20 protein-coding genes are annotated in these 23,814 nt (G+C 63.7%); 16 read left to right on the top strand and 4 right to left on the bottom strand.

The window, feature by feature from the left end:
• Positions 1-88 precede the first annotated feature (88 nt).
• From CEJ45_RS12830 to CEJ45_RS12815, 4 genes are all read left to right on the top strand, one after another.
• Positions 89-985, top strand: coding sequence for an MBL fold metallo-hydrolase (locus CEJ45_RS12830; protein WP_088755484.1), 897 nt, complete (start codon positions 89-91; stop codon positions 983-985).
• Positions 986-1,048: 63 nt separating this feature from the next.
• Entirely contained in the window at positions 1,049-1,660 is a 612-nt protein-coding gene (locus CEJ45_RS12825) for an NAD(P)-dependent oxidoreductase (protein ID WP_088755483.1), read from the top strand.
• Positions 1,661-1,736: 76 nt separating this feature from the next.
• Positions 1,737-2,468 carry a DsbA family protein gene (locus CEJ45_RS12820; RefSeq protein WP_088755482.1) on the top strand — a complete coding sequence of 244 codons (732 nt, stop codon included), beginning with the start codon at positions 1,737-1,739 and terminating at the stop codon, positions 2,466-2,468.
• 488 nt (positions 2,469-2,956) lie between these two features.
• Positions 2,957-4,525 (top strand): methyl-accepting chemotaxis protein, encoded by a 1,569-nt coding sequence (locus tag CEJ45_RS12815; protein ID WP_088755481.1) that lies wholly within the window; start codon positions 2,957-2,959, stop codon positions 4,523-4,525.
• A gap of 6 nt (positions 4,526-4,531) precedes the next feature.
• On the opposite strand, the gene CEJ45_RS12810 is transcribed toward CEJ45_RS12815, so the two are convergent.
• Positions 4,532-5,179, bottom strand: coding sequence for an HAD family hydrolase (locus CEJ45_RS12810; RefSeq protein ID WP_088755480.1), 648 nt, complete (start codon positions 5,177-5,179; stop codon positions 4,532-4,534).
• A gap of 210 nt (positions 5,180-5,389) precedes the next feature.
• Positions 5,390-6,310: a LysR family transcriptional regulator gene (locus tag CEJ45_RS12805; RefSeq protein WP_167386299.1), complete on the bottom strand. Its 921-nt coding sequence runs from the start codon at positions 6,308-6,310 to the stop codon at positions 5,390-5,392.
• Between the two features lie 93 nt (positions 6,311-6,403).
• On the opposite strand from CEJ45_RS12805, the gene CEJ45_RS12800 reads away from it, so the two are divergent.
• Positions 6,404-7,336, top strand: coding sequence for a DMT family transporter (locus tag CEJ45_RS12800; protein WP_088755479.1), 933 nt, complete (start codon positions 6,404-6,406; stop codon positions 7,334-7,336).
• Positions 7,337-7,342: 6 nt separating this feature from the next.
• On the opposite strand, the gene CEJ45_RS12795 is transcribed toward CEJ45_RS12800, so the two are convergent.
• Positions 7,343-8,761 (bottom strand): aminotransferase-like domain-containing protein, encoded by a 1,419-nt coding sequence (locus CEJ45_RS12795; protein WP_088755478.1) that lies wholly within the window; start codon positions 8,759-8,761, stop codon positions 7,343-7,345.
• Positions 8,762-9,097: 336 nt separating this feature from the next.
• Here CEJ45_RS12795 and aptA point away from each other — a divergent pair, with 336 nt between their 5' ends.
• The 10 genes from aptA (at position 9,098) to CEJ45_RS12740 (ending at position 21,840) form a co-directional block, all read left to right on the top strand.
• Positions 9,098-10,426 (top strand): omega-aminotransferase AptA, encoded by a 1,329-nt coding sequence (aptA, locus tag CEJ45_RS12790; RefSeq protein ID WP_088755575.1) that lies wholly within the window; start codon positions 9,098-9,100, stop codon positions 10,424-10,426.
• 36 nt (positions 10,427-10,462) lie between these two features.
• Positions 10,463-11,956: a CoA-acylating methylmalonate-semialdehyde dehydrogenase gene (locus CEJ45_RS12785; protein ID WP_088755477.1), complete on the top strand. Its 1,494-nt coding sequence runs from the start codon at positions 10,463-10,465 to the stop codon at positions 11,954-11,956.
• Positions 11,957-12,533: 577 nt separating this feature from the next.
• Positions 12,534-13,727: an ABC transporter substrate-binding protein gene (locus tag CEJ45_RS12775; protein WP_088755574.1), complete on the top strand. Its 1,194-nt coding sequence runs from the start codon at positions 12,534-12,536 to the stop codon at positions 13,725-13,727.
• Between the two features lie 80 nt (positions 13,728-13,807).
• Complete coding sequence (locus CEJ45_RS12770) at positions 13,808-14,674, top strand: branched-chain amino acid ABC transporter permease (RefSeq protein WP_088755476.1); 867 nt, start codon at positions 13,808-13,810, stop codon at positions 14,672-14,674.
• Positions 14,675-14,726: 52 nt separating this feature from the next.
• Positions 14,727-15,725, top strand: coding sequence for a branched-chain amino acid ABC transporter permease (locus CEJ45_RS12765; protein WP_088755475.1), 999 nt, complete (start codon positions 14,727-14,729; stop codon positions 15,723-15,725).
• The gene (locus CEJ45_RS12760; RefSeq protein WP_088755474.1) at positions 15,722-16,489 is read left to right on the top strand and encodes an ABC transporter ATP-binding protein; all 768 of its coding nucleotides are present in this window, start codon (positions 15,722-15,724) and stop codon (positions 16,487-16,489) included. The genes CEJ45_RS12765 and CEJ45_RS12760 overlap by 4 nt, the downstream gene beginning before the upstream one ends.
• Positions 16,486-17,190: an ABC transporter ATP-binding protein gene (locus CEJ45_RS12755; RefSeq protein ID WP_088755473.1), complete on the top strand. Its 705-nt coding sequence runs from the start codon at positions 16,486-16,488 to the stop codon at positions 17,188-17,190. Before CEJ45_RS12760 ends, CEJ45_RS12755 begins: the two co-directional genes overlap by 4 nt.
• A gap of 35 nt (positions 17,191-17,225) precedes the next feature.
• On the top strand, positions 17,226-18,485 hold the full coding sequence (locus CEJ45_RS12750) for a Zn-dependent hydrolase (RefSeq protein ID WP_088755472.1): 1,260 nt from the start codon (positions 17,226-17,228) through the stop codon (positions 18,483-18,485).
• A gap of 37 nt (positions 18,486-18,522) precedes the next feature.
• On the top strand, positions 18,523-20,016 hold the full coding sequence (locus tag CEJ45_RS12745; RefSeq protein ID WP_088755471.1) for a M81 family metallopeptidase: 1,494 nt from the start codon (positions 18,523-18,525) through the stop codon (positions 20,014-20,016).
• Between the two features lie 219 nt (positions 20,017-20,235).
• On the top strand, positions 20,236-21,840 hold the full coding sequence (locus CEJ45_RS12740) for a methyl-accepting chemotaxis protein (protein WP_088755470.1): 1,605 nt from the start codon (positions 20,236-20,238) through the stop codon (positions 21,838-21,840).
• Here CEJ45_RS12740 and CEJ45_RS12735 read toward each other — a convergent pair.
• Positions 21,804-22,694 (bottom strand): TauD/TfdA dioxygenase family protein, encoded by an 891-nt coding sequence (locus CEJ45_RS12735; protein WP_088755469.1) that lies wholly within the window; start codon positions 22,692-22,694, stop codon positions 21,804-21,806. The genes CEJ45_RS12740 and CEJ45_RS12735 overlap by 37 nt on opposite strands.
• Before the next feature lie 155 nt (positions 22,695-22,849).
• Here CEJ45_RS12735 and CEJ45_RS12730 point away from each other — a divergent pair, with 155 nt between their 5' ends.
• The gene (locus CEJ45_RS12730) at positions 22,850-23,773 is read left to right on the top strand and encodes a cupin-like domain-containing protein (protein ID WP_088755468.1); all 924 of its coding nucleotides are present in this window, start codon (positions 22,850-22,852) and stop codon (positions 23,771-23,773) included.
• Positions 23,774-23,814: the final 41 nt, after the last annotated feature.

Below are 23,814 nucleotides of genomic sequence, written 5' to 3'. Positions count from 1 at the left end.
ACTGTGATCAATTATGCTGTTTTTCGAAATCAAAAGCGATCCTATGATGGCGCTTCCTGACACCCATCCACCTCTTTCCGGAGTCGCCATGTTTTCCACCCATCGCCTGCTGCGCCCCCTGCTGGCCATCGCTGCCACCGGCCTGCTGGCCTTCTCGGGCGCGGCCGTCCAGGCCGCCGCACCGCTCAAGCTCGACATCTACAATCCCGGCAAGCAAGCCATCTTCCCGGTCAGTTCGGTGCTGGTCACGGGTGAGCGCGAAGCGATCCTGGTCGATGCGCAATTCGGCCAGCGTGAAGCGCAGCAGGTCGCGGAAAAGATCCGCGCCAGCGGCAAGAAACTGACCACCATCTACATCAGCCACGGCGACCCGGATTACTACTTCGGCCTGGAGGCCCTGCACGCCGCCTATCCCGAAGCCAGGATCGTGGCCACCGCGCCAACCGTGCAACACATCAAGGAAACGGCTGCCGGCAAGCTGGCTTATTGGGGCCCGAAGCTGGGGGACAACGCTCCCCGCGCCACCATCACGCCCGAAGTGCTCAAGGGCAAGACGCTGACGCTGGAAGGCCGCAAGCTGGAAATCGTCGGCCTGGACGGTCCGCAGCCGGGTCGCAGCTTCGTCTGGATTCCATCGCTCAAGGCAGTCGTCGGCGGCGTGGTCGTGGCCGGCAACATCCACGTATGGGTGGCGGATACGCAAACCATGAAGTCGCGCCTGGACTGGCTCGGTACGCTGGGCCGCATCGAGAAGCTCAAGCCGGCCATCGTCGTGCCCGGTCACTATGCCGCCGGTGCGCCGCTGGACATCGCCTCGGTGCGCTTCACCCGCGACTACCTGAAGGCCTTCGACCAGGAAGCCGCCAAGGCCGCCGATGGCAATGCCCTGATCGCCGCCATGAAGCAGCGCTACCCGGACCTGGGCGATACCGGCTCGCTGGAGCTGTCGGCCAAGGTCATCAAGGGCGAAATGAAGTGGCCCTGATCTGAGCGGAACTGCATTGATCCGAAGTTGTTTGTCCTCCCTCCCCACCCGAAAGGAAACATCATGAAAATCGCACTCATCGGCGCCTCCGGCAATGTCGGCACCCGCATCGTGGACGAAGCACTGCGCCGTGGCCACAACCTCATCGCCATCGCCCGCGACGCCGGCAAGATCGCCCAGCGTACCGGCGTGACCGCCGTCTCGGCCGACGTCAAGGACACCGCTGCGCTGGCCGCTGCCATCAAGGGCGCTGACGTCGTCATTTCCAGCGGCCGCTTCACGGCCTTTGGAGCGGCCGACCTGCTGCCGGCCGTGAAGGCAGCGGGCGTCAAGCGCCTGGCGGTGGTGGGCGGTGCCGGCAGCCTGGAAATCGCACCGGGCAAGGCGCTCATCGATACCCCGGAATTCCCCGCCGAGTACATGCCGGAGGCCTCCGGTGGCCGTGACTTCCTCCATGCCCTGCGTGAAGAGAGCGAACTGGAATGGACCTTCCTGTCGCCTTCGGCAATGTTCATCGCCGGTGAACGCACCGGCCAGTTCCGCCTGGGCCAGGATGCACTGCTGGTCGGTGCCGATGGCAAGAGCTGGATCTCCTACGAGGACTACGCCGTGGCCCTGCTGGACGAGCTGGAACAGCCGAAGCACGTGCGTGCCCGTTTCACGGTAGGCTACTGATTCACTATGCGTACCGGGCCTGACGGTGCAGAAAACGTCAGGCCCTGTGCCGATTCATTCAAGAGGAAATTGCATCATGACCACCCCCGCTGCCCCGCACGACACCGTGCTTCACTACATCCACGATCCGCTGTGCGGCTGGTGCTATGGCGCTGCGCCCTTGGTGGCGGCAGCCCGTGCGGTGCTACCGGTGCAGGCGCATGGAGGCGGCATGATGGCCGGCCGCAATCGTCGCCGCGTCGATGCCCAGCTGCGCGATTACGTGATGCCGCACGATCACCGCATCGCGCAGATGACCGGACAAGCATTCGGGGAACCCTACTTCAACGGTTTGCTGCGCGATACCGACGCGGTCTTCGACTCGGCTCCGCCGACTGCGGCCGTGCTGGCGGTACAGGCGCTCAAGGGCGAGTCCGCCGGACTGGACATGCTGGCAGCGATACAGCGTGCGCATTACCAGCAAGGCCGGCGCATTTCCGACATGGCGACGCTGGTCGAACTGGCGCACACGCTGGGCATCGAGCCCGCTGCCTTCACTGGCGAAATGCAGCGGATCGAACAGGAAGAGCTGGCCAATCATATCGAGGCCAGCCGTGAACTGCTCAACTATGTAGGCGGACGCGGCTTCCCGACTTTCGTACTGCAGCGGGGCGATACGCTGGAAGTGCTCGATACCGGGCGCTGGCTGGGGCAGCCGGAAGAGTGGGCAAATTATCTTCGTGAAGTAGCGGCCGCGAGTTCCTCACCGGTGGGCGCATCGGAGAGCGCAGCAGCGCAATGTGATCTGCAAACCGGCCAGTGCGGCTAACCTGCCATTCCCCCGTCCCCCGACAAAACCTGCCGCGCGCAAGGCTGCGCGGCAGTGTTCTTCTATCTCTCCGGCCCCTCCCCTGTTCGTCGATCCGCCATGTCATGGCGCAGTCGCACCCTGCTTCTGCATTCGTCCGGTCTCATGCCGGCACACATCCCTGCTTCACGCAGCCTGTTCATTGAGCGGTTTTTCTGAAGACTGCCGTTAAATTTAGGGTGCTAATCAAACGCATGCGTTTGCTCTACAGTGTGCGGTTTTCCCGGGGAAGGCGGCCTACGCCCTTGGGAGAGGAACAGCATCGTTTGTCCTCATCCTTCGTTCGCGGCGGGCGGCGTTCCCACAGGAATCGCCCAACTCCACTGAATCAAGACCCGCACTACCCGACTTTGCCTGTGGCTTCAGAACGCCACATTGCCCACCCTTGCCTGCATCGGGCGGCGTCGGGAATGCACCACGAATAACTGCAAGTGTTCATTGGAGTGTGTATGGATTTCACCCGTCTGACAGTGTCTTCGCGCCTCAAATTCGGCTTTGGTGGCGTGCTGGTTCTCATGCTTCTGATCGTCGGCATCTCCCTGAAAAAGCTCGACGATGTGAACCAGCAACTGCTGTCCATCACTGAAGTCAACAATGTGGAGATCCTTCATCTCTCGACCATGCGCGCTGCGGCCTATGAACAGTCGCTCGCCTCGCGCGGGATCGGCCTGGCGACGACTCCGGACGACCTGAAACTCAACGCCGACAACCTGCAGCGGCAGATGGGCGTTTATGTGCAAGCGGAAGCCGCACTGGCCAAGCTGTTTGCAGAACTGGAAGAAACCACCGAGGCCGAAAGGAAATCCCTCGTCGCAATCCAGAAGATGAGCAAGGAAATCCTGCCCGTCGTCTCTGGCCTGGTTGAGTTGGCCAAGGCGCAAAGAACTGAAGAAATCAAACCTGTCCTGGACGGTCCGCTGGGCAAGATGCAGGCAGAACGACGCAAAGCGCTGGCCGAGCTGACCGCGCTCGAGGACAAGCTCAACGACGATGCCAAGAACGAGGCGCTGGCCGTCTATGCGACGGCGCGCAAGCTGCTGGTGGCCCTCGGCGTGCTGGCCTTGGCAAGCGGCCTGGTGGCTGCCGTGCTCATCACCAGAAGCATACTGCGCCAGCTGGGTGGAGAACCGGCAGTGGCCGCTGCGCTGGCGGCGCGGATCGCGCAAGGTGACCTGCGCAGCGAGGTGGATGCCGACAGCCGTCTTTCCAATAGCCTGATGATGTCGATGAAAAGCATGAACGCTGGCTTGCGCGAGATCGTGCGAGAAGTCCGCTCCGGCACGGATGCCATTGCGACGGCCAGCAGCCAGATCGCCGCGGGCAATCTCGATCTTTCCTCGCGCACCGAAGAGCAAGCCAGTTCGCTGGAAGAAACAGCCTCGGCCATGGAACAGCTGACGGCGACGGTGCAACAGAACGCCGACAGCGCCAGCGAGGCCAACCGGCTTGCCACCGAGGCTTCGGTGGTGGCGGCCGAAAGCGGGCAGCTGGTCAAGGATGTGGTGATGACGATGGCGGCCATCGAGGACTCGTCCAAAAAGATTGTGGACATCATCAGCGTCATCGACGGCATTTCCTTCCAGACCAACATCCTTGCCCTGAATGCGGCAGTGGAGGCGGCGCGCGCGGGCGAGCAGGGTCGCGGCTTCGCGGTAGTGGCGTCGGAAGTGCGCAGCCTCGCGCAACGCAGTTCGTCGGCGGCCAAGGAGATCAAGGCACTCATCGACGACTCGGTGGACAAGGTCGCCAGCGGCAGTGCGCTGGTCAACCGCGCAGGAGAGAGCATGGGCAATGTCGTCTCCAGCGTGGCCCGGGTGGTGTCGGTGATCGGGGTCATCAGCGATTCCAGCGCCGAGCAGAGCAAGGGGATCCACGAGATCAACCATGCGATCTCGCAGATGGATCAGGTCACGCAACAGAATGCGGCGCTGGTGGAACAGGCCGCAGCAGCGTCACAGGCACTGCAGGCGCAGGCGCGACGGCTCAGTGGTGTGGTGGAGGTGTTTGCGATTGCCTGATGGTCGTCACTGCTGACACGGCACACCAAGCGCACGCAATGCAGCCCGTGTACCAGTCACATCCACGTGATGAATGCCTTGCCATCCCAACGCCCGGCACCCATCGATATTCTTTTGCACATCATCGATGAAGACCAGCTCTTCGGGCTTCAAGCCCGGCAGGTGCCGTGCATAGCGCTCCAGTGCGATCTGGTAGATGCGCGGCTCAGGCTTGATGCAGCGTTCCTCACCGGAGACCACGATATCGCGGAACAGCTGCATGAAATCATGGTGGTCGCGCGCATGCGGATAGGTTTCCGAGGACCAGTTGGTGAGGCCGAACACCGGCACCTGCTGCGCATGCAGTTCGCGCAAGAGCGCCACGCCCTCCGGTAACGGACCACGCAGCATCTCGGTCCAGCGATCATAGAAGGCGCGAATCAGCGCATCGTGTTCGGGATGCTGCCCGACCAGATGCGCAGTGGCCTCGGCCAAGGTGCGGCCGCCATCCTGCTGCACGTTCCATTCGGGCGAACAGATATGGGTGAGGAAGTGATTGCGCTCCTGCTCGTCGGCGATCAGTTGTTCGTACAGGTAGTGCGGGCTCCAGTCGAAGAGCACGCCGCCGAAATCGAAGACGACGGCGCGAATGGGGCTTGGTGCAGAAAACGTCATGGTTCAATCCTTGGAATTTTACGAACTGGCGTTGCAATGATGGCAGATTCCAGGATATCGGGCCGACTTCCGTGGTGAGCGTTCAGGGCCTGTTCATCGCAGCTATGCTGATCTCGGGGCGATGTTTCAATCCTGGATCCGTCATCTGTTCTCCGTTCATGCATGCCCATCCGGCCTGCCAACACCGACAAGACTGTGATGCGTTCACCATCAAGATGGTGGTGACTGCAATGCACCTGCCAGATGGTCAATGAGCACCCGCATCTTGGGCGCAATATGGCGCGACGCCGGAAAAAGCAAATAGGCCACGCCCTGATAGTTGCTATCGACAGTCCACTCCGGCAAAAGGCGGACGACACGCCCGGCCGCCAAGGACTCCCTGGCCACGAAATCCGGCACGCACCCCACGCCCAGGCCCGCTTCAATGGCCGCCAGCCGCATTTCGCTGTGATTGACCGCACATCGCCCTGTCACGATGATCTCTGCCACCTGGGATCCGGAAAGGAAACGCCAGCGATCATCGCGTTCCTCCTCGCCTAGCGTGAGGCAACTGTGGCTCATCAGGTCTTCCGGATGATCGATCGCGCCGTGGCTGGCAAGATAATCCGGGCTCGCCAGCAAGCACTGGCGGACCGGCAGCAATGGCCGCGCCACCATGCCTGGCGGCGGCGTATCGGTCAGGCGGATGACCAGGTCGACGCCTTCACGCAGCGGATCGACCAGCCTGTCCACCACCATCAGGTGCACATCCACCTCCGGATAACGAGCGAGGAATTGCAGCAGCACCGGCTGCAGCACATGGCGGGCGAAGGCCTTGGGGGCACTCATCCTGACCAGCCCCCGGGGCGCGCCGGCATGGCCCTCGGCCGCCTGCAAGGTGGCGCGTGCGGCGGCCACCATCTTGCGTCCGTGCTCCAGCACGTCCAGTCCGGCTTCGGTCAGGCGCAACTGGCGGGTGGTGCGCTGGAACAGCGCCACACCCATCATCTTTTCCAGCCGGGCCACCTGGCGGCTCACGGCCGAGGGCGTCATGCCCTGCTGACGGGCCGCTGCCGAAAAACTGCCGGCGTCCACCACTTGCACGAACGTGACCAGCTCATGCAATACCTCGGCCAACTCATTTGTTCTCATGCGGCACAACTCCTGTTCTTCGTTCCTGGCTAGTCAGGTTTCATCGGTCCCAAGACAATACACCAGCTCCGCCCAATGCCACGATGAGACCTCATGAACAAGACCTCCCTGCTGCACGCCCCCGCCCGGCCGGCGACCCTGCTGCGACTCCATCCTGTTGAATGGGCGCTGCTGCTGGTCGCAGTGATCTGGGGCGCAAGCTACAGCGCCGCGAAGATTGCCACGCAGCAGTTGCCGGTGCTGCAGTTCCTGGTGCTGCGGTTTGGCCTGACGTTTCTCCTGCTGGTCCCCGCCTTGCGCAGCATCACTTCCGTCCCCGCGTGGAAAAGATCGCTGGCAGGGGCGCTCGTATTGGGCGTGGTCCTGCTGGCCATCTTCATTTGCGAGACGGTCGGTGTCTCGTTGACGACGGCCTCCAATGCCGCCTTCCTGATCAGCCTGTGCGTGGTCTTCACACCGTGGTGCGAGTGGCTGCTGCTGGGCCAGCGGCCCGAGCGTTCGGCGCTGATTGCGTGCGCATTGTCGTTTGTGGGGGCTGCCTTGCTGGCATTCCAGGACGGCATCACGCTCTCGCACCTGAGCTGGGGCGATGCGCTGATGGTAGTGGCCGCACTCCTGCGCGGTGTGATGGTGTGCCTGACACGCCGCCAGGGCCTGCGGTTCGGCTTGCCCGCACTCACGCTGACGGCGGTGCAGATGGGTGTCATGACGGCGGGATCGCTGGTGCTCATGATGGCGCTGCCGGGTCAGCGCTGGATGCCCCTTCCGGCCACCGCCTCCTTCTGGTGGGCGATGGCGTTCCTGGTCTTGCTGTGTACCATCGTGGCCTTCTTCGTACAGAACCATGCGGCCGCGCGCACCAGTGCGTCACGGGTGGCCTTGCTGATGGGTAGCGAGCCGCTGTGGGGAGCGCTCATTGCGGTGGTGTGGATGCAGGAACACCTGTCCCTGCAGGGCTGGATGGGGGGCTTGATGATCGTGGGGGCGACGGGGTGGGTGCTGCGGCCGCGTAAGCATTCGACCTAGCCCGGCCTACAAGCCCCGCAAAAAATCAAACAACTCCGGCACATCCGCATACCCCACATTGAAGCGGAAGCTGGTCTTGTGCGGCGCCGATAGATGGAAGAAATCCCCAGGCGCCAGCCAGATGCCCTTCTGCCGCGCCCGGTCCGCGATCTCGCGCGCTGACAGTTCGCAGCCCTCGATGGTGGCCCAGCTGAACATGCCGCCGCGCGCCGCCGTGAAGGGCGTCAAGCCGACTTCGGTGAGCTTGGCGTTCAGGGTGGACTGGGCATTGAGCAGCGTTGCATTGAGCGTCTGCACATGGCGCCGGTGATGGCCTTCGGTGAGCACGTTATGCACCAGGCGCTCGTTGATCTCCGAATTGGTCAGCGTCAACACCATCTTGGTATGCACGATCTGCCGCGCCAGTTCGCGCTGGCAGGCGATGTAGCCCACCCGCAGCGAAGGCGCGATGGTCTTGGAATAACTGCCCACGTAGATCACGCGCTGCAGTCCATCAAGGGCAGCGAGCATGGGATCGGTGGCCTGCCCCAGTTCGCGGAAGATGTCGTCCTCCACCACCCAGAAACCATAACGCTCCGCGGCTTGCAGGACGCGCATGGCGCAGGCCGGCGTATAGGAGGTTCCGGTGGGGTTCTGCAGCACGCTGGTGGTGAAGAACATCTTGGGATGATGCAGGCGCGCCAGCGTCTCCAGCATGTCCGTGTCCACCCCGCCGGGCGTACGCGGCACGCCGATCACGTTCAACCCCGCCAGGCGCAGCATGGCGATCAGGTTGCAATAGCCGGGATCGTCGATCATCACCGTATCGCCCGGCTGGGTCATGGTGCGGATGATCAGGTCCAGCGCCTGCGTGGCGCCGTGCGTGGTCAGCACCTGCTCGATGCCCAGCTCCAGCGCCCAGTGGCCCAGGAACTGCGTGATGAGCTGGCGCAGCGGGGCATAGCCATAGGGATGGCCATAGCCGACCTGCTGCGCACCGGGCGAGCGGATGATGCGGCGCTCGGCCTGGTGCAGGCCTTCATCGTTGAGCCACTTGCCGGGCAGCCAGCCGCAGCCGGCCTTGATGGGCACGCGCTCATCGGCAAACATTTCCGAGAGCAGCCAGGCCGAGTCGATCACCGGCTCGGGCGGCACGAAAACGGCACGCGCCCCGGATTGCCCGGCCCGTGCAGCCACGAAGAAACCCGCACCGCGCCGGGCCTGCAGCATGCCGCGCGCCACCAGCTGCTCATAGGCCTCCACCACGGTGGAAGAGCCGATGTCGTGATGCTGCGCAAACTGGCGCACCGAGGGCAGGCGCTCGCCGGAGCGCAATTCACCCGACTCGATCAGGCCGGCCAGGCCATCGGTCACCTGCTCCACCAGGCGGGCGGCTGTCTTGCGTTTCAAATCCAGTTGCAGCGGCGCGCTGGCGGGCTTGGCCATGGGGTTCTTCCTGACAGTGTGTGGGGTTGGCGGGCGACTGCATTGCTCCAGCCAGCCAAAGTGTATGGATAAAAACAGAACTGTATTGGTCACTGTACTGGCGTGCGCAGACGACCCGAATCTGGCTGCATTCCCCATGAACAGGGGCATACCGGAGAGCCCGCCGACGCGACGCAAGCAAACGCTTCCCTTCAGATGGAGCAATACAGTTCACTCCACGGACCAATACAGTTTCCAACGAAAATCAAAAGTGTAGCTAACAATGCGGGCGCTGTCTGGCAATAATCAAGCACTCTCGATTTTTTCCCGAATTCTCCCTTTTTCACGGTGCCTGCCATGTCCAGCCAAGACCAAACGCATCCCTCCAGCCTGTCGGCCTATTGGATGCCCTTCACTGCCAACCGCAACTTCAAGTCCGCGCCACGCATGCTGGTGTCGGCTGAAGGCATGCACTACCGCGACGACGCCGGCAATGCCATCCTGGACGGCACCGCAGGCCTGTGGTGCGTGCCGCTGGGCCACGCCCATCCCAAGATCGTCTCGGCCGTGCAGAAGTCCGTGGCCACGCTGGACTATGCGCCCTCCTTCCAGCTCGGCCACCCGAGCGCTTTCGAACTGGCCGAGCGCCTCAAGGCCTACACCGGCAACCGCTTCGCCAACGTGTTCTACACCGGCTCCGGCTCGGAGGCGGTGGATACGGCGCTGAAGATCGCCCTGGCCTATCACCGCGCCAAGGGCAACGCCACCCGCACCCGCCTGATCGGCCGCGAGCGCGGCTATCACGGCGTGGGCTTCGGCGGCATGTCGGTGGGCGGCATCGGCGGCAACCGCAAGACCTTCAGCACCGCGCTGCTGCCGGGCGTGGACCACCTGCCGCATACCCACAACCTGGAAAAGAACGCCTTCACCAAGGGCGAGCCAGAATACGGCGCGCACCTGGCCGATGAGCTCGAACGCCTGGTCACCCTGCACGACGCCTCCAACATCGCCGCCGTGATCGTGGAACCGGTGGCCGGCTCCACCGGCGTGCTGATCCCGCCCAAGGGCTACCTGAAGCGCCTGCGCGAGATCTGCACCAAGCACGGCATCCTGTTGATCTTCGATGAAGTCATCACCGGCTTCGGCCGCCTGGGGACGCCCTTTGCGTCCGACTACTTCGATGTGGAACCGGATATCTTCACCACCGCCAAGGGCCTCACCAATGGCGTGGTGCCGATGGGTGCGGTGTTCGTGAAGAAGGAGATCCACGACGCCTTCATGAACGGTCCGGACGGCATCGAGCTGTTCCACGGCTACACCTACTCCGGCCACCCGCTGGCCTGCGCCGCCGGCCTGGCTTCGCTGGAGGTGTTCCAGACCGAAGGCGTGCTGGAGAATGCGCAAGCGGTCTCCGACTACTTCCAGGAAGCGGCGCACTCCCTGCGCGGCCTGCCGCACGTGATCGATGTGCGCACCATTGGCCTCATCGCCGGTATCGAGCTGTCCTCCATCCAGGGCCGCGTGGGTGCCCGCGCCTATGACGCCTTCGTGCGTGCCTTCAATGACGGCATCCTGATCCGCGTCACCGGCGACATCATCGCCCTGTCGCCGCCGCTGATCATCAACAAGCAGCAGATCGACGAACTGTTCGGCAAGCTGGCGGCCATTCTCAAGACCCTGGCCTGATCCCCCTTCACCCAAGCAATGACGCAAGAAAGATTCATGGAAAAGATTGCACACTACATCGGCGGCGCACGCGTCGATACCAAGAGCGGGCGCTATGCCGATGTCTTCAACCCGGCCCAGGGCGTGCCGGTGGCGCAGGTGGCACTGGGCACGGCCGATGAGGTCGATGCGGCGGTGCAGGCCGGTGTGGCCGCCTTCCCGGCCTGGTCCAACACCCCGCCGCTGACCCGGGCGCGCGTGCTGTTCCGCTTCCTGCACCTGATCCAGCAGCGCGCCGACGACTTCGCCCGCATCATCGTGCGCGAGCACGGCAAGACCTTCTCGGATGCCCAGGGCGAAGTGGCGCGCGGCATCGAGATCGTCGAGTTCGCCGCCGGCATCCCACAGATGCTCAAGGGCGAATACACCGACCAGATCGCCCGCGGCATCGACGCCTGGTCGATGCGCCAGGCACTGGGCGTGGTGGCCGGCATCACGCCGTTCAACTTCCCGGCCATGGTGCCGATGTGGATGTTCCCCATCGCCATTGCCTGTGGCAACTGCTTCGTGTTGAAGCCCTCCGAGCGCGATCCCTCGGCCGCGCTCCTGATCGCCGACCTGCTGCAGGAAGCCGGCCTGCCCGATGGCGTCTTCAACGTCATCCAGGGCGACAAGGTGACGGTCGATGCCCTGCTGGATCATCCGCAGGTCAAGGCCATCAGCTTCGTCGGTTCGACCCCGATTGCCGAATACATCTATGCCCGTGGCTCGGCCAAGGGCAAGCGCGTGCAGGCCCTGGGCGGCGCCAAGAACCACATGGTGGTCATGCCCGACGCCGACATGCAGCTGGCCGTGGATGCCCTGATGGGCGCGGCTTACGGTTCGGCCGGCGAGCGCTGCATGGCGATCTCGGTGGCAGTGGCCGTGGGCAGTGCCGGTGATGAACTGGTGGCCGCACTGGCCGAGCGCGCCCGCAAGCTGAAGATCAACGAAGGCATGGCGGCCGGTGCCGAGATGGGTCCGGTGGTGACCGCGGCGGCCAAGGAACGCATCGAAAGCCTCATCGGCCGTGGCGTGGAAGAAGGCGCGACCCTGGTGGTGGATGGCCGTGGCTACCAGGTACCGGGTTTCGAGAAAGGCTTCTTCGTCGGTGGCACCCTGCTCGACCATGTGACCCCGGAGATGACGGTGTACAAGGAAGAGATCTTCGGGCCGGTGCTGTGCGTGCTGCGCTGCCCGGATATCGCCAGCGCAGTCGAACTGATCAATGCGCACGAGTACGGCAATGGCGTGGCGGTCTACACCCGTGACGGCGGCGTGGCGCGCGAGTTCGTGCGCCAGATCGAAGTGGGCATGGTGGGGGTCAACGTGCCGCTGCCGGTACCCATGGCCTTCAGCAGCTTCGGCGGCTGGAAGCGCAGTCTCTTCGGCGACCATCACATGTACGGACCGGAAGGCGTGCGCTTCTACACGCGGGCCAAGGCAGTCATGCAGCGCTGGCCCAATACGGCCAGTGCCGGTGCGGAATTCGCGTTCCCGCAGATGAAATAAACAGGATCAACGGCATGAAATTTTCATGCCGTTTTTCTTTGGCGGGTGCGTATGATGAAGCACCTGCCCGAGCGATCGGCATCGGTCTTGTTGGTGCAGAAAACGTCAGGCACGGTGCAGGAAACGTCAGGCTTCCCAGCCAGCAGGAAGTGGATGGAGAGCCTGCACCAAAAGCAATAAAACTTAGAAAACCAGACCGTCGTGGACGACCGGTGGAGACACACCGGCAGCACGGGAGAACGGCAAACCACATTTGGAGACACGCTCGCAAGAGCGGCAGGAGGAGCCCCATGACGGCTCACGCCACGCGGCGCAAAGGCGCGCTGCTGCAGCGTTTTATGGCTTGTCACGTCCTGTCTTGCGGCGGCTGCGCAAGACGGTGCGACCCTGTTGACCCACTCTTTTCCGTCCGTTCGTGGCGGAGGATTCCACACGTCCATGCAAATCATCCTTGCCCGGCTTTCCTAAGTTTTCCAGGAAGCACGGGCATGGAACTTGCGTTGACGGGCAGTACTGCAGCATTGCGCAATTCCATGGATGTCATCTGTCAATCGTTAGCCTCGAGGGAGAAACAAGCATGATCAGCCGTCGCAATTTCCTGAAACTGTCCGCACTGGCCGCACCCGGCGCATTGAGCTACCACGATGTCCTTGCCCAGGCCGAGAGCATTGCCTTCGGCTGTCCGGTGCCGATGTCCGGCCCCTTCGCCGCCAACGGCAAGTTCGCCGACATGGGCATGAAACTGGCCTTGCAGAAATACGGCAAGGTACTGGGCAAGAGCACCAGCTACGTCACCCTCGATACCGAAGGCAAGCCCGCCACGGCGGTGCGCAAGATGCAGGAAACCATCGAGAAGGGCACGCGCTTCTTCGCCGGCGGCATTCTCTCGGGCGAAGCGCTGGCCATGGGCAAGGAAGCCGACAAGGCCGGCGCGGTCTTCATCACCACCGCAGGCGCCGACGAGATCACCGGCAGCGATTGCAACCGCGCCACCTTCCGCTGGTCGGTACCGACCTTCGGGGCCATCGAACAGACCGTGCGTCCGCTGCTGGAAAAGCTGCCCAATGCCAAGCGCTGGTACACCATCACGCCGCAATACGTGTTCGGCGAAGGCCTGCTGTCGGCGGCCAAGAACATCTTCAAGGAAAAGGGCATCGAGCACGTGGGCAACAGCTACCACTCGCTGACCGAGAAGGAGTTCTCCGGCTATCTCACCAATGCCATGGCGGCCAAGCCGGACGTGCTGCTGCTGCTCAACTTCGGTTCGCAATCCTCGGATACGCTGCGCCAGGCGGTCAGCTTCGGCATGAAGAACAACTGCACCATCCTCATGGCCTGGGCCTCGGGACTGGAACAGTTCGAGACCCTGGGCGCCGATATCTGCGACGGCGTCTACTTCGGCGCGCAGTACTGGCACGCCATCGATTCGCCCTTCAACAAGGAATTCGTCAAGCTGGTCAATGACAGCCTCAAGATCGATCCCAACTACAGCCTGGCCGGCTCCTACATCTGTACCAAGATCATCCTGGACGCCATCATCAAGGCCAACAGCACCGATCCCAAGGCGGTGATCGCGGCCATGGAAGGCATGAAATACGAGGGCCTGACCGGCACCGAGGAAATCCGCAAGGGCGACCACCAGGTCATCAAGAACTATTACCTGCTCAAGGGCAAGGCCAAGGCGAAGATGGCCAACAAGAATGACTATGCCGACATCGTCTCCTCCGGCAAGTCCTTCCTGGCGCTGGAGAAGACGCAGTGCAAGCTGTGATGCCCCCGGCTTGAGGTTCAGGGCCTGTCCGCCGGTTGCGGGGACAGGCCGCATTTGCTGCATCATCGTCACGAGGTTCCATGAACATCTATCTGCTGCAGATCGCCAATGGCGTGGGCATCGGCATGCTCTACTTCCTGCTGGCGGTGGGCCTGTCGATCGTCTTCGGCCTGCTGCGCTTCGTCAATTTCTCGCATGGCGCCTTCTTGCTGCTGGGCGCCTATCTCTGTTACGAGGCCACCAGCCGTGGCCTGGATTTCTGGTGGTCCCTGCTCATCGCGCCGCTGGCCGTGGGCTTGTTTGCGTGGGTGGTGGAGCGCTTTGTATTGCGCCACGTGTATGCCCTGCCACATCACTTCCACATCCTCTTCACGGTCGGCATGGCGCTGGTGATCCAGGAAGCCGTGATCTCGGTCTGGGGACCGCTGGGCAACAATGTCTCGCCGCCGGACCTGCTGCAGGGCGTGGTGATGTGGGGCGGCTTCGTCTATCCCAAGTATCGTCTCTTCGTCATCGGCCTGACCGCCGTGATGGCGCTGCTCCTGTGGTGGGTGCTGGAAGGCACGCGCCTGGGTTCGATCGTGCGGGCCGGATCGGAATCGACCGAAATGGTCAGCCTCCTGGGCCTGAACATCCAGCGCATCTTCAGCCTGGTCTTCGCCCTGGGTGCTGCCACCGCCGGGCTGGCCGGGGCACTGGCCGCGCCGATACGCGGGGCCGATCCCTTCATGGGGGTCGAGGCGCTCGGCATCGCCTTCGTGGTGGTGGTGGTCGGCGGGCTGGGCAGCTTCTGGGGCGCGCTCATCGGCGGCATCCTGGTCGGCATCGTGCAAAGCGTGATGAGCACGGTCTGGTCCGAAGGGGCGCACCTGATGATCTACGTGGCCATGGCGGCGGTGATGCTGCTGCGTCCGAATGGCTTGCTGGGCCGGCCCGGCGCGGCCTGAGGCCGCATTACGTCAACCGACGCCACCTGACGTTTTCTGCACAGAGGCTTTCATGAAACAGATTGCGCATTTCCGTTACACCCTGCTGGCCGCCGCCGTGGTGCTGTTGCTGCCGCTGCTGCTGCCCTCGGGCACGCTGGCCACCGAGGTGCTGGTGTTCGCCCTGGCCGCGCTGGGCTGCAACCTGCTGCTGGGCTATACCGGCCTGATGTCCTTCGGCCAGGGCATTTTCTTTGGGGTGGGCAGCTATACCACCGGCGTGGTGCTGCTGCAGTTCAAGCTCGCGCTGCTGCCGGCGCTGGCGCTGGCCGCCATGGGCGGGGCGCTGGTGGCGCTGCTGGTGGGCTGGTTCTCGATCCGCCAGCGCGGCACCTACTTCGTGATGCTCACGCTGGCCTTCGCCCAGATGTTTTATTTCCTGGCCTACACGATGAAGGACGTCACTGGCGGCGACAACGGCCTGCTGGACATCCCGCGTCCGCCGCTGTCGCTGCTGGGCTTGACGTTGTTGCCGACGGCTTCCTCGTGGCAGTACTACACGGTGGTGGCGATCCTGTTCGTGGTGGTGTTCTGGCTGCTGCAGCGGGTGGTCGATTCGGTGCTGGGCAAGACCCTGCTGGCGGTGCGCGAGAATGAAGCGCGCGCCTCAGCGCTGGGCTATGACGTGCGGCTGCTGAAACTGGCCGCCTTCGTGATCTCGGGCGCGGTGACGGGTCTGGCCGGTGGACTGCACGCGATGATGACCGGCGTGGCCCCGCTCTCCAACATCGAATACCACACCAGCGAGGCGATCCTGGTGATGACTGTCATCGGCGGCACCGGCAACCTGTTTGCCTCCGTGCTGGGCGCGAGCTTCTACGTGCTGGTGGGCAACTGGCTCTCCACGCTGTGGCCGCGCTGGCTGATGCTGCTGGGGCTGCTGTTGATTGCAGTGAGCCTCTACATGCAGAAGGGCCTGTTCGGCCTGGCCATGAAGCTCATCGACGCCGTGCGCGGCCGCAAGGATGACGCGGCCCAGGCCACCACCGTGACCAAGGAGAAGCACCCATGAGCCGCCCCATCCTGCAAGCGGTCAATGTCACCAAGCGCTACGGCAAATTCACCGCCGTCAATGGCATCACCCTCGACATCGAGGCCGGCACCGTGCATTCGGTGATCGGCCCCAACGGCGCGGGCAAGACCACGCTGTTCCATACCCTGACCGGTACCACGCCCATCACCGAGGGCAGCATCCTGGTCGAGGGCGAGGAAGTGGCGCACCTGCCGGGCAACCGCCGCGTGCAGAAAGGCTTGGCGCGCTCCTTCCAGGTGACCAGCCTGTTCCCCAACCTGAGCGTGCGCGAGAACCTGCGGCTGGCCGCGCAGGGCCGTTCGCCGCTGGCCGCATTGAATCCCTGGAAACGTGCCGAACAATTCACGGCCACCTGCGCACTGGCCGATGAGCTGGTGGCGCGCCTGTCCCTGCAGGCGGTGGCGGGGCGGGCCTGTGCAGAACTTTCACATGGCCAGCAACGCCGGCTGGAAGTGGGCATGGCCATGGCCGGGCGGCCCAAGGTGATCTTCCTGGACGAGCCGACCTCGGGCATGGGCATCGATGACATCGCCGAGATGAAACAGCTCATCCACGGGCTGCGGCGCGACTACACGGTGGTGCTGATCGAACACAACATGGATATCGTGATGGATATCTCGGACCGCATCACGGTCATGCAGCTGGGCCAGATCCTGGCGCAGGGCAAGCCGGCCGAGATCCGCAGCGATGAACGCGTGCGCCGGGCCTATCTCGGCAGCATGATCACGGGAGGCAAAGCATGATCCTGCAAGTGGAAGACGTTCACGGCTACTATGGCAAGAGCCACATCCTGCAGGGCGTGTCGCTGCAGGTTGATGCCGGGGAAGTGGTGACCCTGCTGGGACGCAATGGCGCCGGCAAGACCACCACCTTGAAGAGCATCGTCGGTGTGGTGCCGCCGGCGCAGGGACGCGTGATTTTCGAGGGCCAGGTAGTCAGCGGCCTGCCCTCCTACAAGATCGCGGCACGCGGCGTGTGCCTGGTGCCGGAACATCGCGGCATCTTCAAGCTGCTGACCGTGGAAGAGAACCTGACCATGGCCGCGCGCAAGGAATCTGCCTGGGGGCTGGACGAGGTCTACACCATCTTCCCGCGCCTGAAGGAACGCCGCAGGAATGGCGGCGGCCAGCTCTCCGGCGGCGAGCAGCAGATGCTGGCCATTGCGCGCGCGCTGATGACGCATCCGCGCGTGCTGATGCTGGATGAACCGGTCGAAGGCCTGGCTCCGGTGATCGTGGACGAGATCGTGGCACAGATCCGGCAGATCAAGGCCACCGGGATGTCCATCATCCTGGTGGAACAGAATCTGGAAGTGTGTACGCAACTGGCGGACCGGCACTACATCGTCGAACAGGGACGCATCGTCTACAGCGGCAGCAATGCCGCCTTCCTGGCCGATGAAGGCGTGAAGGACCGTTATCTTGGCGTGAACCTGGCAGCCTGATGGCTACCGCCCGCCAACCCGAACAAGGACTCGATATGGACATGAAAACACAAACCTCCACCCTGCGCATCGACGGCACGCGCCTGTGGAATTCTCTGATGGAACTGGCCCGCATCGGCGGCACCGCCAAGGGTGGCGTCTGCCGCCTGGCCCTGACCGACCTCGACAAGCGGGGCCGCGACCTGGTCACGTCCTGGGCGCGCGCTGAAGGCATGAGCGTGGTAGTGGACCAGATCGGCAACATCTTCATGCGCCGTCCCGGCCGCAACAATGCGCTGCCGCCGGTGATGACGGGCTCGCACATCGATACCCAGCCCACCGGCGGCAAGTTCGACGGCAACTACGGCGTGCTCTCCGGCATCGAGGTGATCCGTACGCTGAACCAGCACAACATCCAGACCGAGGCGCCCATCGAAGTGGCGGTATGGACCAATGAAGAAGGCTCGCGCTTCGTGCCGGTGATGATGGGTTCCGGCGTCTTCTGCGGAGCCTTTACGCTGGAGCATGCCTACAACGCCACCGATATCGACGGCAAGAAGGTGCGCGACGAACTGGAACGCATCGGCTACATCGGTGACCAGGTCTGCGGCGACCATCCCATCGGTGCGTATTACGAGGCGCACATCGAACAGGGACCGGTACTGGAAAATGCCGATACCGTCATCGGCGTGGTGCCGGCAGTGCTGGGCCTGTCGTGGTACGACTGCACGGTGACCGGTTTCGAATCGCACGCCGGGCCAACCCCGATGGAGATCCGCAAGGATGCGCTGCAGGTGTCGACGTTCATCATGCAGGAGGTGGTGGCCATCGCCAACCGCTACCCGCCCTATGGACGCGGCACGGTGGGCCAGGTGCAGGTGATGCCCAACAGCCGCAACGTGATTCCGGGCCAGGTGAAGTTCTCCATCGACCTGCGCAATGTCAGCGAGGATTCGCTCACGCGCATGCATGAAGACCTGCTGGCCTACCTGGAAGCGATGCGCAAGAAGACCGGGCTGTCCATCGAACTGGAGCGGGTATCGTACTTCCCGCCCTGCCCCTTCCATCCGGATTGCGTGGACAACGTGCGCGCCGCTTCGGCTGCATTGGGCTACAAGACCATGGACGTGGTCTCCGGCGCGGGGCACGACGCCATCTATGCCGCACGCCTGGCACCGGCAGGCATGATCTTCGTGCCCTGCAAGGACGGGGTCTCCCACAACGAGATCGAAGACGCCCGCCCCGAGCACCTGGAAGCCGGCTGCAACGTGCTGCTGCAGGCCATGCTGGCCAGCGCGGGTGTGGTCACCGACTGATCATTGCATGCATTTGGATTGATGCAAAAAACTGAACATGAAGCCAAAAATCGTCATTGCACGCATGAATCACGAGACCAATACCTTCTCGCCGATTCCCACTCCCCTTGAAGCCTTCGCCCCGCAATGGGACGCCGATGCCTATCGCGACCAGAAGGGTGCGCGTACCGCCATGGGGGCCTTCCTCGAACTGGCCGAACGGATTGGCGCTGACATCGTCACGCCCCTGGCCGCCTGGGCCAATCCCAGCGCGGCGGTGGCGGCCGATGCTTATACGGTAATGTGCGACGCCATCGTGCGCGCCATCGAAGGTGGCTGCGATGCCATCCTGCTGGACCTGCACGGTGCCATGGTGGCCGAGAACGCCGAGGACGGCGAAGGCACGCTGCTCGAACGCATCCGCCGCATCGCGCCCGATACGCCCATGGCGGTGGCGCTGGACCTGCATGGCAACGTCACGCAGAAGATGGTCACGCATGCCGATGTGATCGTCAGCTTCAAGACCTATCCGCACATCGACATGTTCGAGACCGGCGAGCATGCCGGCCGCCTGCTGCTGGCGCGGCTGCAGGGCAAGTCGCAGCCACGGATGGCCTGGCGCCAGGTGCCGGTGCTGTCGGCCACGCTGACCAGCAATACTTCGGCCTCGGCCATGCAGCGCGCCGTGGAGGCAGCCAAAGCCGCAGAGCAGGAGGCGGGCGTGCTGGCGGTGTCGGTGCTGGCGGGCTTTCCCCTGTCGGATTTCCGCGATGCGGGGATGTCGGTGGTGGTAGTCACCGAGAACGACGCCGCACTGGCGGATGCCGTGGCCGGGCGCATCGCACGCCAGATCTGGAGCGAGCGCGACGACTTCGTCTATGACAGCCTGCCGCTGGCCGAATCGCTGGCGCAGGCACGCGCATTGAGCGAAGCGCCGGGACAGGGTCCGGTGCTGCTGCTGGACCACAGCGACAACGTCATGTCGGGCGGCACCTGCAATACCATGGACGTGCTGGAAGCGGCGCTGCAGGCGGGCCTCACGGGCATTGCCGTGGGCCCGGTGAGCGACCCGGAAGCGGTGGCACAGCTGGTGCAAGCCGGTGTGGGCGCGACCGTCACGCTGGCCGTGGGCAACAAGGTGGATCTGGCGGCGCAGGGCATCACCAAGACGCCGCCGGTTTATACCGGCAAGGTATCGGCCATCAGCGATGGCCGCTTCACGGTGACCGGGCCGATCTACACCGGCTCGACCTTGCAGATGGGGCGCAGCGTGCTACTGGACATCGGTGCTGCCCGCATCGTGGTCACTGAAGAGCGGGTCGAACCGTATGACCTCGGGGTCTTCACCAGCCTGGGTCTCGACCCGGCGCAGCAAGCCTTCCTGATCCTGAAGTCGCGCATGTATTGCCGCCCGCTCTTCGTGCCCATCAGCCGCGCGCTGGTGGAGTGCGATTCCGACAGTGGCGGCCCGACCAGCGCCAATTTCCGGCTGTTCCCGATCAAGAAGGTGCGTCGGCCGATCTATCCGTTGGATCCGGCCATGGACTGGTAACACCCAGCGGGCCTGCCCTGCGGGCCGATGGGCTTTGCCGTAATACAACACCCCGGCATCGGGATATTCCCGAGTTGTGTCGTGCCGGGGAGGGCCTGTGTTAGCCTGCAAAGACAGCAAGGAGGGCTGCCCTTCCTTGCTGTCTGCGCCCGGCTCACGATAACAACCGCAAAACAGCACTCCAGCCGCCGGCCGCCTAACTCAATCAGGGGAGATGGGATGAAAAACCTCAAGATCGGCGTACGCCTGGCCATCGGCTTCATTGCCTTGCTGATGCTGATGGCCGTGATGGTCGGCCTGGGCGTGTGGCGACTGGGCAATATCGGGGACGCCACCGACGAAATGACGCAGATCGCGCTGAAGAAAGAGCGCGATGCCGTGCAGTGGCACGCGGCCATCAAGGAAAACGGGGTGCGCACCTTCGCCGTCATGAAGAGTGATGACGATGCCTTCCAGCAATACTTCCAGAAGCAGATCGATGCGCAATCGGCCAAGATCAGCCAGCTGCAGAAGCAGGTGGAAGCGGCCATCACCGATCCCGAAGAAAAACGCCTGTTCGCGGAAGTGGGCAAGCTGCGTGCCGCCTATCGCGATACGCGGCAAAAGATCTTCGACATCAAGACCGCCGGCGACGATGCCCGCGCCCGCGAGATGACCGATACCACGCTGGTCAAGATGATGGATGAGTACGCCGACAGCGTGCTGCGCTATGCCGATTACCAGAAGAAGGTGATCGACCAGGCCGCCGCTGAAATCAACGGCGACTATCGTTCAGGCCGCAGCATGCTGCTCATGCTCGGTGCGCTGGAAATCGTGCTGGGCGCGGCACTGGCCTGGCTGCTCACGCGCAGCATCACGCGCCCGCTGAACCAGGCGGTGAGCATCGCTGAAACGGTGGCCGCAGGCGACCTCACCTCACGTATCGAGGCCAACAGCCGGGACGAAACCGGACAACTGCTGGCCGCGCTCAAGTCCATGAATGGCAACCTGCAGGACATCGTGGGGCGCGTGCGTTCGGGTACCGACACCATCAACGTCGCCTCGCGCGAGATTGCCACCGGCAACCTCGACCTGTCGGCACGCACGGAACAGCAGGCCGGCTCGCTCGAAGAAACCGCATCGGCCATGGAACAGCTCACCTCCACCGTCAAGCAGAACGCCGACAATGCGCGCCAGGCCAATGCACTGGCGGCATCGGCCTCACAGGTGGCCAGCCAGGGCGGCGCCGTGGTGGAGCAGGTGGTGGCGACCATGGGCGAGATCCACGCCTCGTCGCAGAAGATCGCCGACATCATCGGCGTGATCGATGGCATTGCCTTCCAGACCAACATCCTCGCGCTCAATGCCGCTGTGGAAGCGGCCCGCGCAGGGGAACAGGGACGCGGCTTTGCGGTAGTGGCCTCCGAAGTGCGCTCGCTGGCCCAGCGTTCAGCGTCGGCGGCCAAGGAGATCAAGCAGCTGATCGGGGATTCCGTGGAAAAGGTCGGCGATGGCAGCCGCCTGGTGGCCCAGGCCGGTGACACCATGCAGGAGGTGGTGCACAGTGTGGCGCGCGTGACCGAGATCGTGCGCGAGATCACGCTGGCCAGCCAGGAACAGAGTGATGGCATCGAACAGGTCAACCTGGCCATCACCCACATCGATGAGGCTACCCAGCAGAATGCCGCGCTGGTGGAAGAAGCAGCAGCGGCCGCGCGATCCATGCAGGATCAGGCGGCCTCGTTGACTGAAGCGGTCAGCGTATTTCGGCTGGATACCAGCGCGGTAGCGTTACCGGGCGCCCAAGCTCAGCGCGGTACGTCGCCTTCGACGGTGGTGCGATAGAGCGTACGGCGCAGGTGTTGCGGGGTGATCGCGGCGTAGTGCTGGGTGCTGCGGTTGTCCCAGAACACCATGTCGTGCGCCTGCCAGTGGTGCGTGTAGACATTCTCCGGACGGGTGATGTGGGCGTGCAGTTCCTTGAGGAGCGCATCGCTTTCGTCACGCGGGATGCCGATGATGTGCGACGTAAAACCTTCACTCACGAACAGGATCTTGCGGCCGCTTTCGGGATGGGTGATCACCACCGGATGCTCCACCGGCGGCACTTCATCGATCTGCTGCCGGGTCAGCGGCTGGCGCCACGGCGAGAGCTTGCGCAGGCGCTCGTAGCGGTAAACGTAGGAGTGCACGGCACGCTTGCCTTCGAGTTGGGTCTTGAGCGCAGCGGGCAGGCTGTCCCAGGCGGCCGCGGTATTGGCGTAGAGCGTATCGCCGCGTTCGGCGGGCAATTCCTGCGAATGCAGCAGCGCGCCCAAGCTGGGCTTGGGCATGTAGGACAGGTCCGAATGCCAGTCCGCGCCGGCATCGACCAGGCCGATAGGCTTGCCATTCTCGACTACGTTGGAGACGATCAGGATCTCCGGATGCCCGGCCAGGTGGAAGCGGTTGAGCACGTGCACCTGCAGCGGACCGAAGCGGCGGCTGAAGTCGATGTGCTGCTGCGGCGTGATGCGCTGCTCGCGAAATACCACCACCCCATGCTCGACCAGGGCGCCGCGAATGCGCGCCAGCTCTTGCGCCGAGACCGGCAGGTTCAGGTCCAGGCCGACGATTTCCGCGCCCAGCGGGGCGTCGAAAGGACGAATCTCGAAATGTTGTTGCGTCTGCTGCGTGCGTTCCAGTGTGGCGAGCGACATGGGGACTCCTGTGTAGGCGGGGCCAGCCCGGCGCATGTCCGGCTGGCCAAACGCTCATTACACTCCCCCGGCTACCCCGGAACAAGGAAGAAGAATTCATATCCTTATGCGGCAAACGAGATAGGGACTGCTGCAACCCCATTAAAATGGCGAGGATGAAACCGTCCACGCCTTCTCCTTCACTTCACCCCGGAACCGCCCATCCTGCGGCACGGTCCCTGCCGCCACGCCCCGATGTCAGCGGCCTGAGCGCGGAAGAGGCTGCTGCACGCAAGGCGGCGCGTGACCAGCGCGATGCCCAGGTGCGTGGCGTGCGTTCGGTGGCCGAGATGCGTGAAGCCATCCGCGAGGCCAGTGCCGTGTTGCCCGCGGTACAGGATATCGCACGCATCGGCCCGCAGAAGACGGCAGCCTTCCGCGAACGGGCAGGGGCGGGATTGCCTTTCATCATGACGGGCATGGCCAGCCGCTGGCCGCTCTCGGCGATGTCGGTGCAAGCGCTGCGGGAACACTTCGGGCAGTTGCCGGTGCGTGCCCGCGTGGGCGACTACATCAACACCGCCTTCGCGCCGGACCGCGCCATGCAGGACATGACGCTGGTCGATTACCTGGAACAGGCGCTGGCCGATGAGAGCGGGCTGCCGCCCTATCTGGGCAACCTGGAATTGCGGGAATTGAATCGCCTGTGCCACTGGCCCAACTTCTTCGAGAAGATGGGGCCGCCGCGCTTCTGGATCGGGCCTGCCGGCTGTATCACGCCGCTGCATTGCGACTATGACGACAATGTCTTCGCCCAGGTGTGGGGCAGCAAGCGCGTCTGGCTGGCACCGCCCCATCATGACCAGTATCTCTATCCGAAGGAGGCCAACGCCATCCTGTTCGGGTCGCCCTTCGATCCGGATCATCCGGACCTGGAGCACTTCCCGCTGGCGCGCCAGGCGGCGCTGGTGTGCTGCGAGGTGCAGCCGGGGGAGATGCTCTACATCCCGGCGGGTTGGTATCACCAGGTCAGTTCATTGACCTTCTCGCTGTCGAGCAATCGCTGGGCGCGGGGGCGGCCATTGGTGTTGGCTGCATAAGAAAAAACCCCGCGTCCGTTGCCGGACGCAGGGTTCATTGC

Source organism: Herbaspirillum aquaticum, from assembly GCF_002213425.1.
Classification (GTDB): domain Bacteria; phylum Pseudomonadota; class Gammaproteobacteria; order Burkholderiales; family Burkholderiaceae_D; genus Herbaspirillum; species Herbaspirillum aquaticum.
Note: the sequence above shows the minus strand (reverse complement) of the source record. Positions and strands in the feature narration are given on the sequence as shown.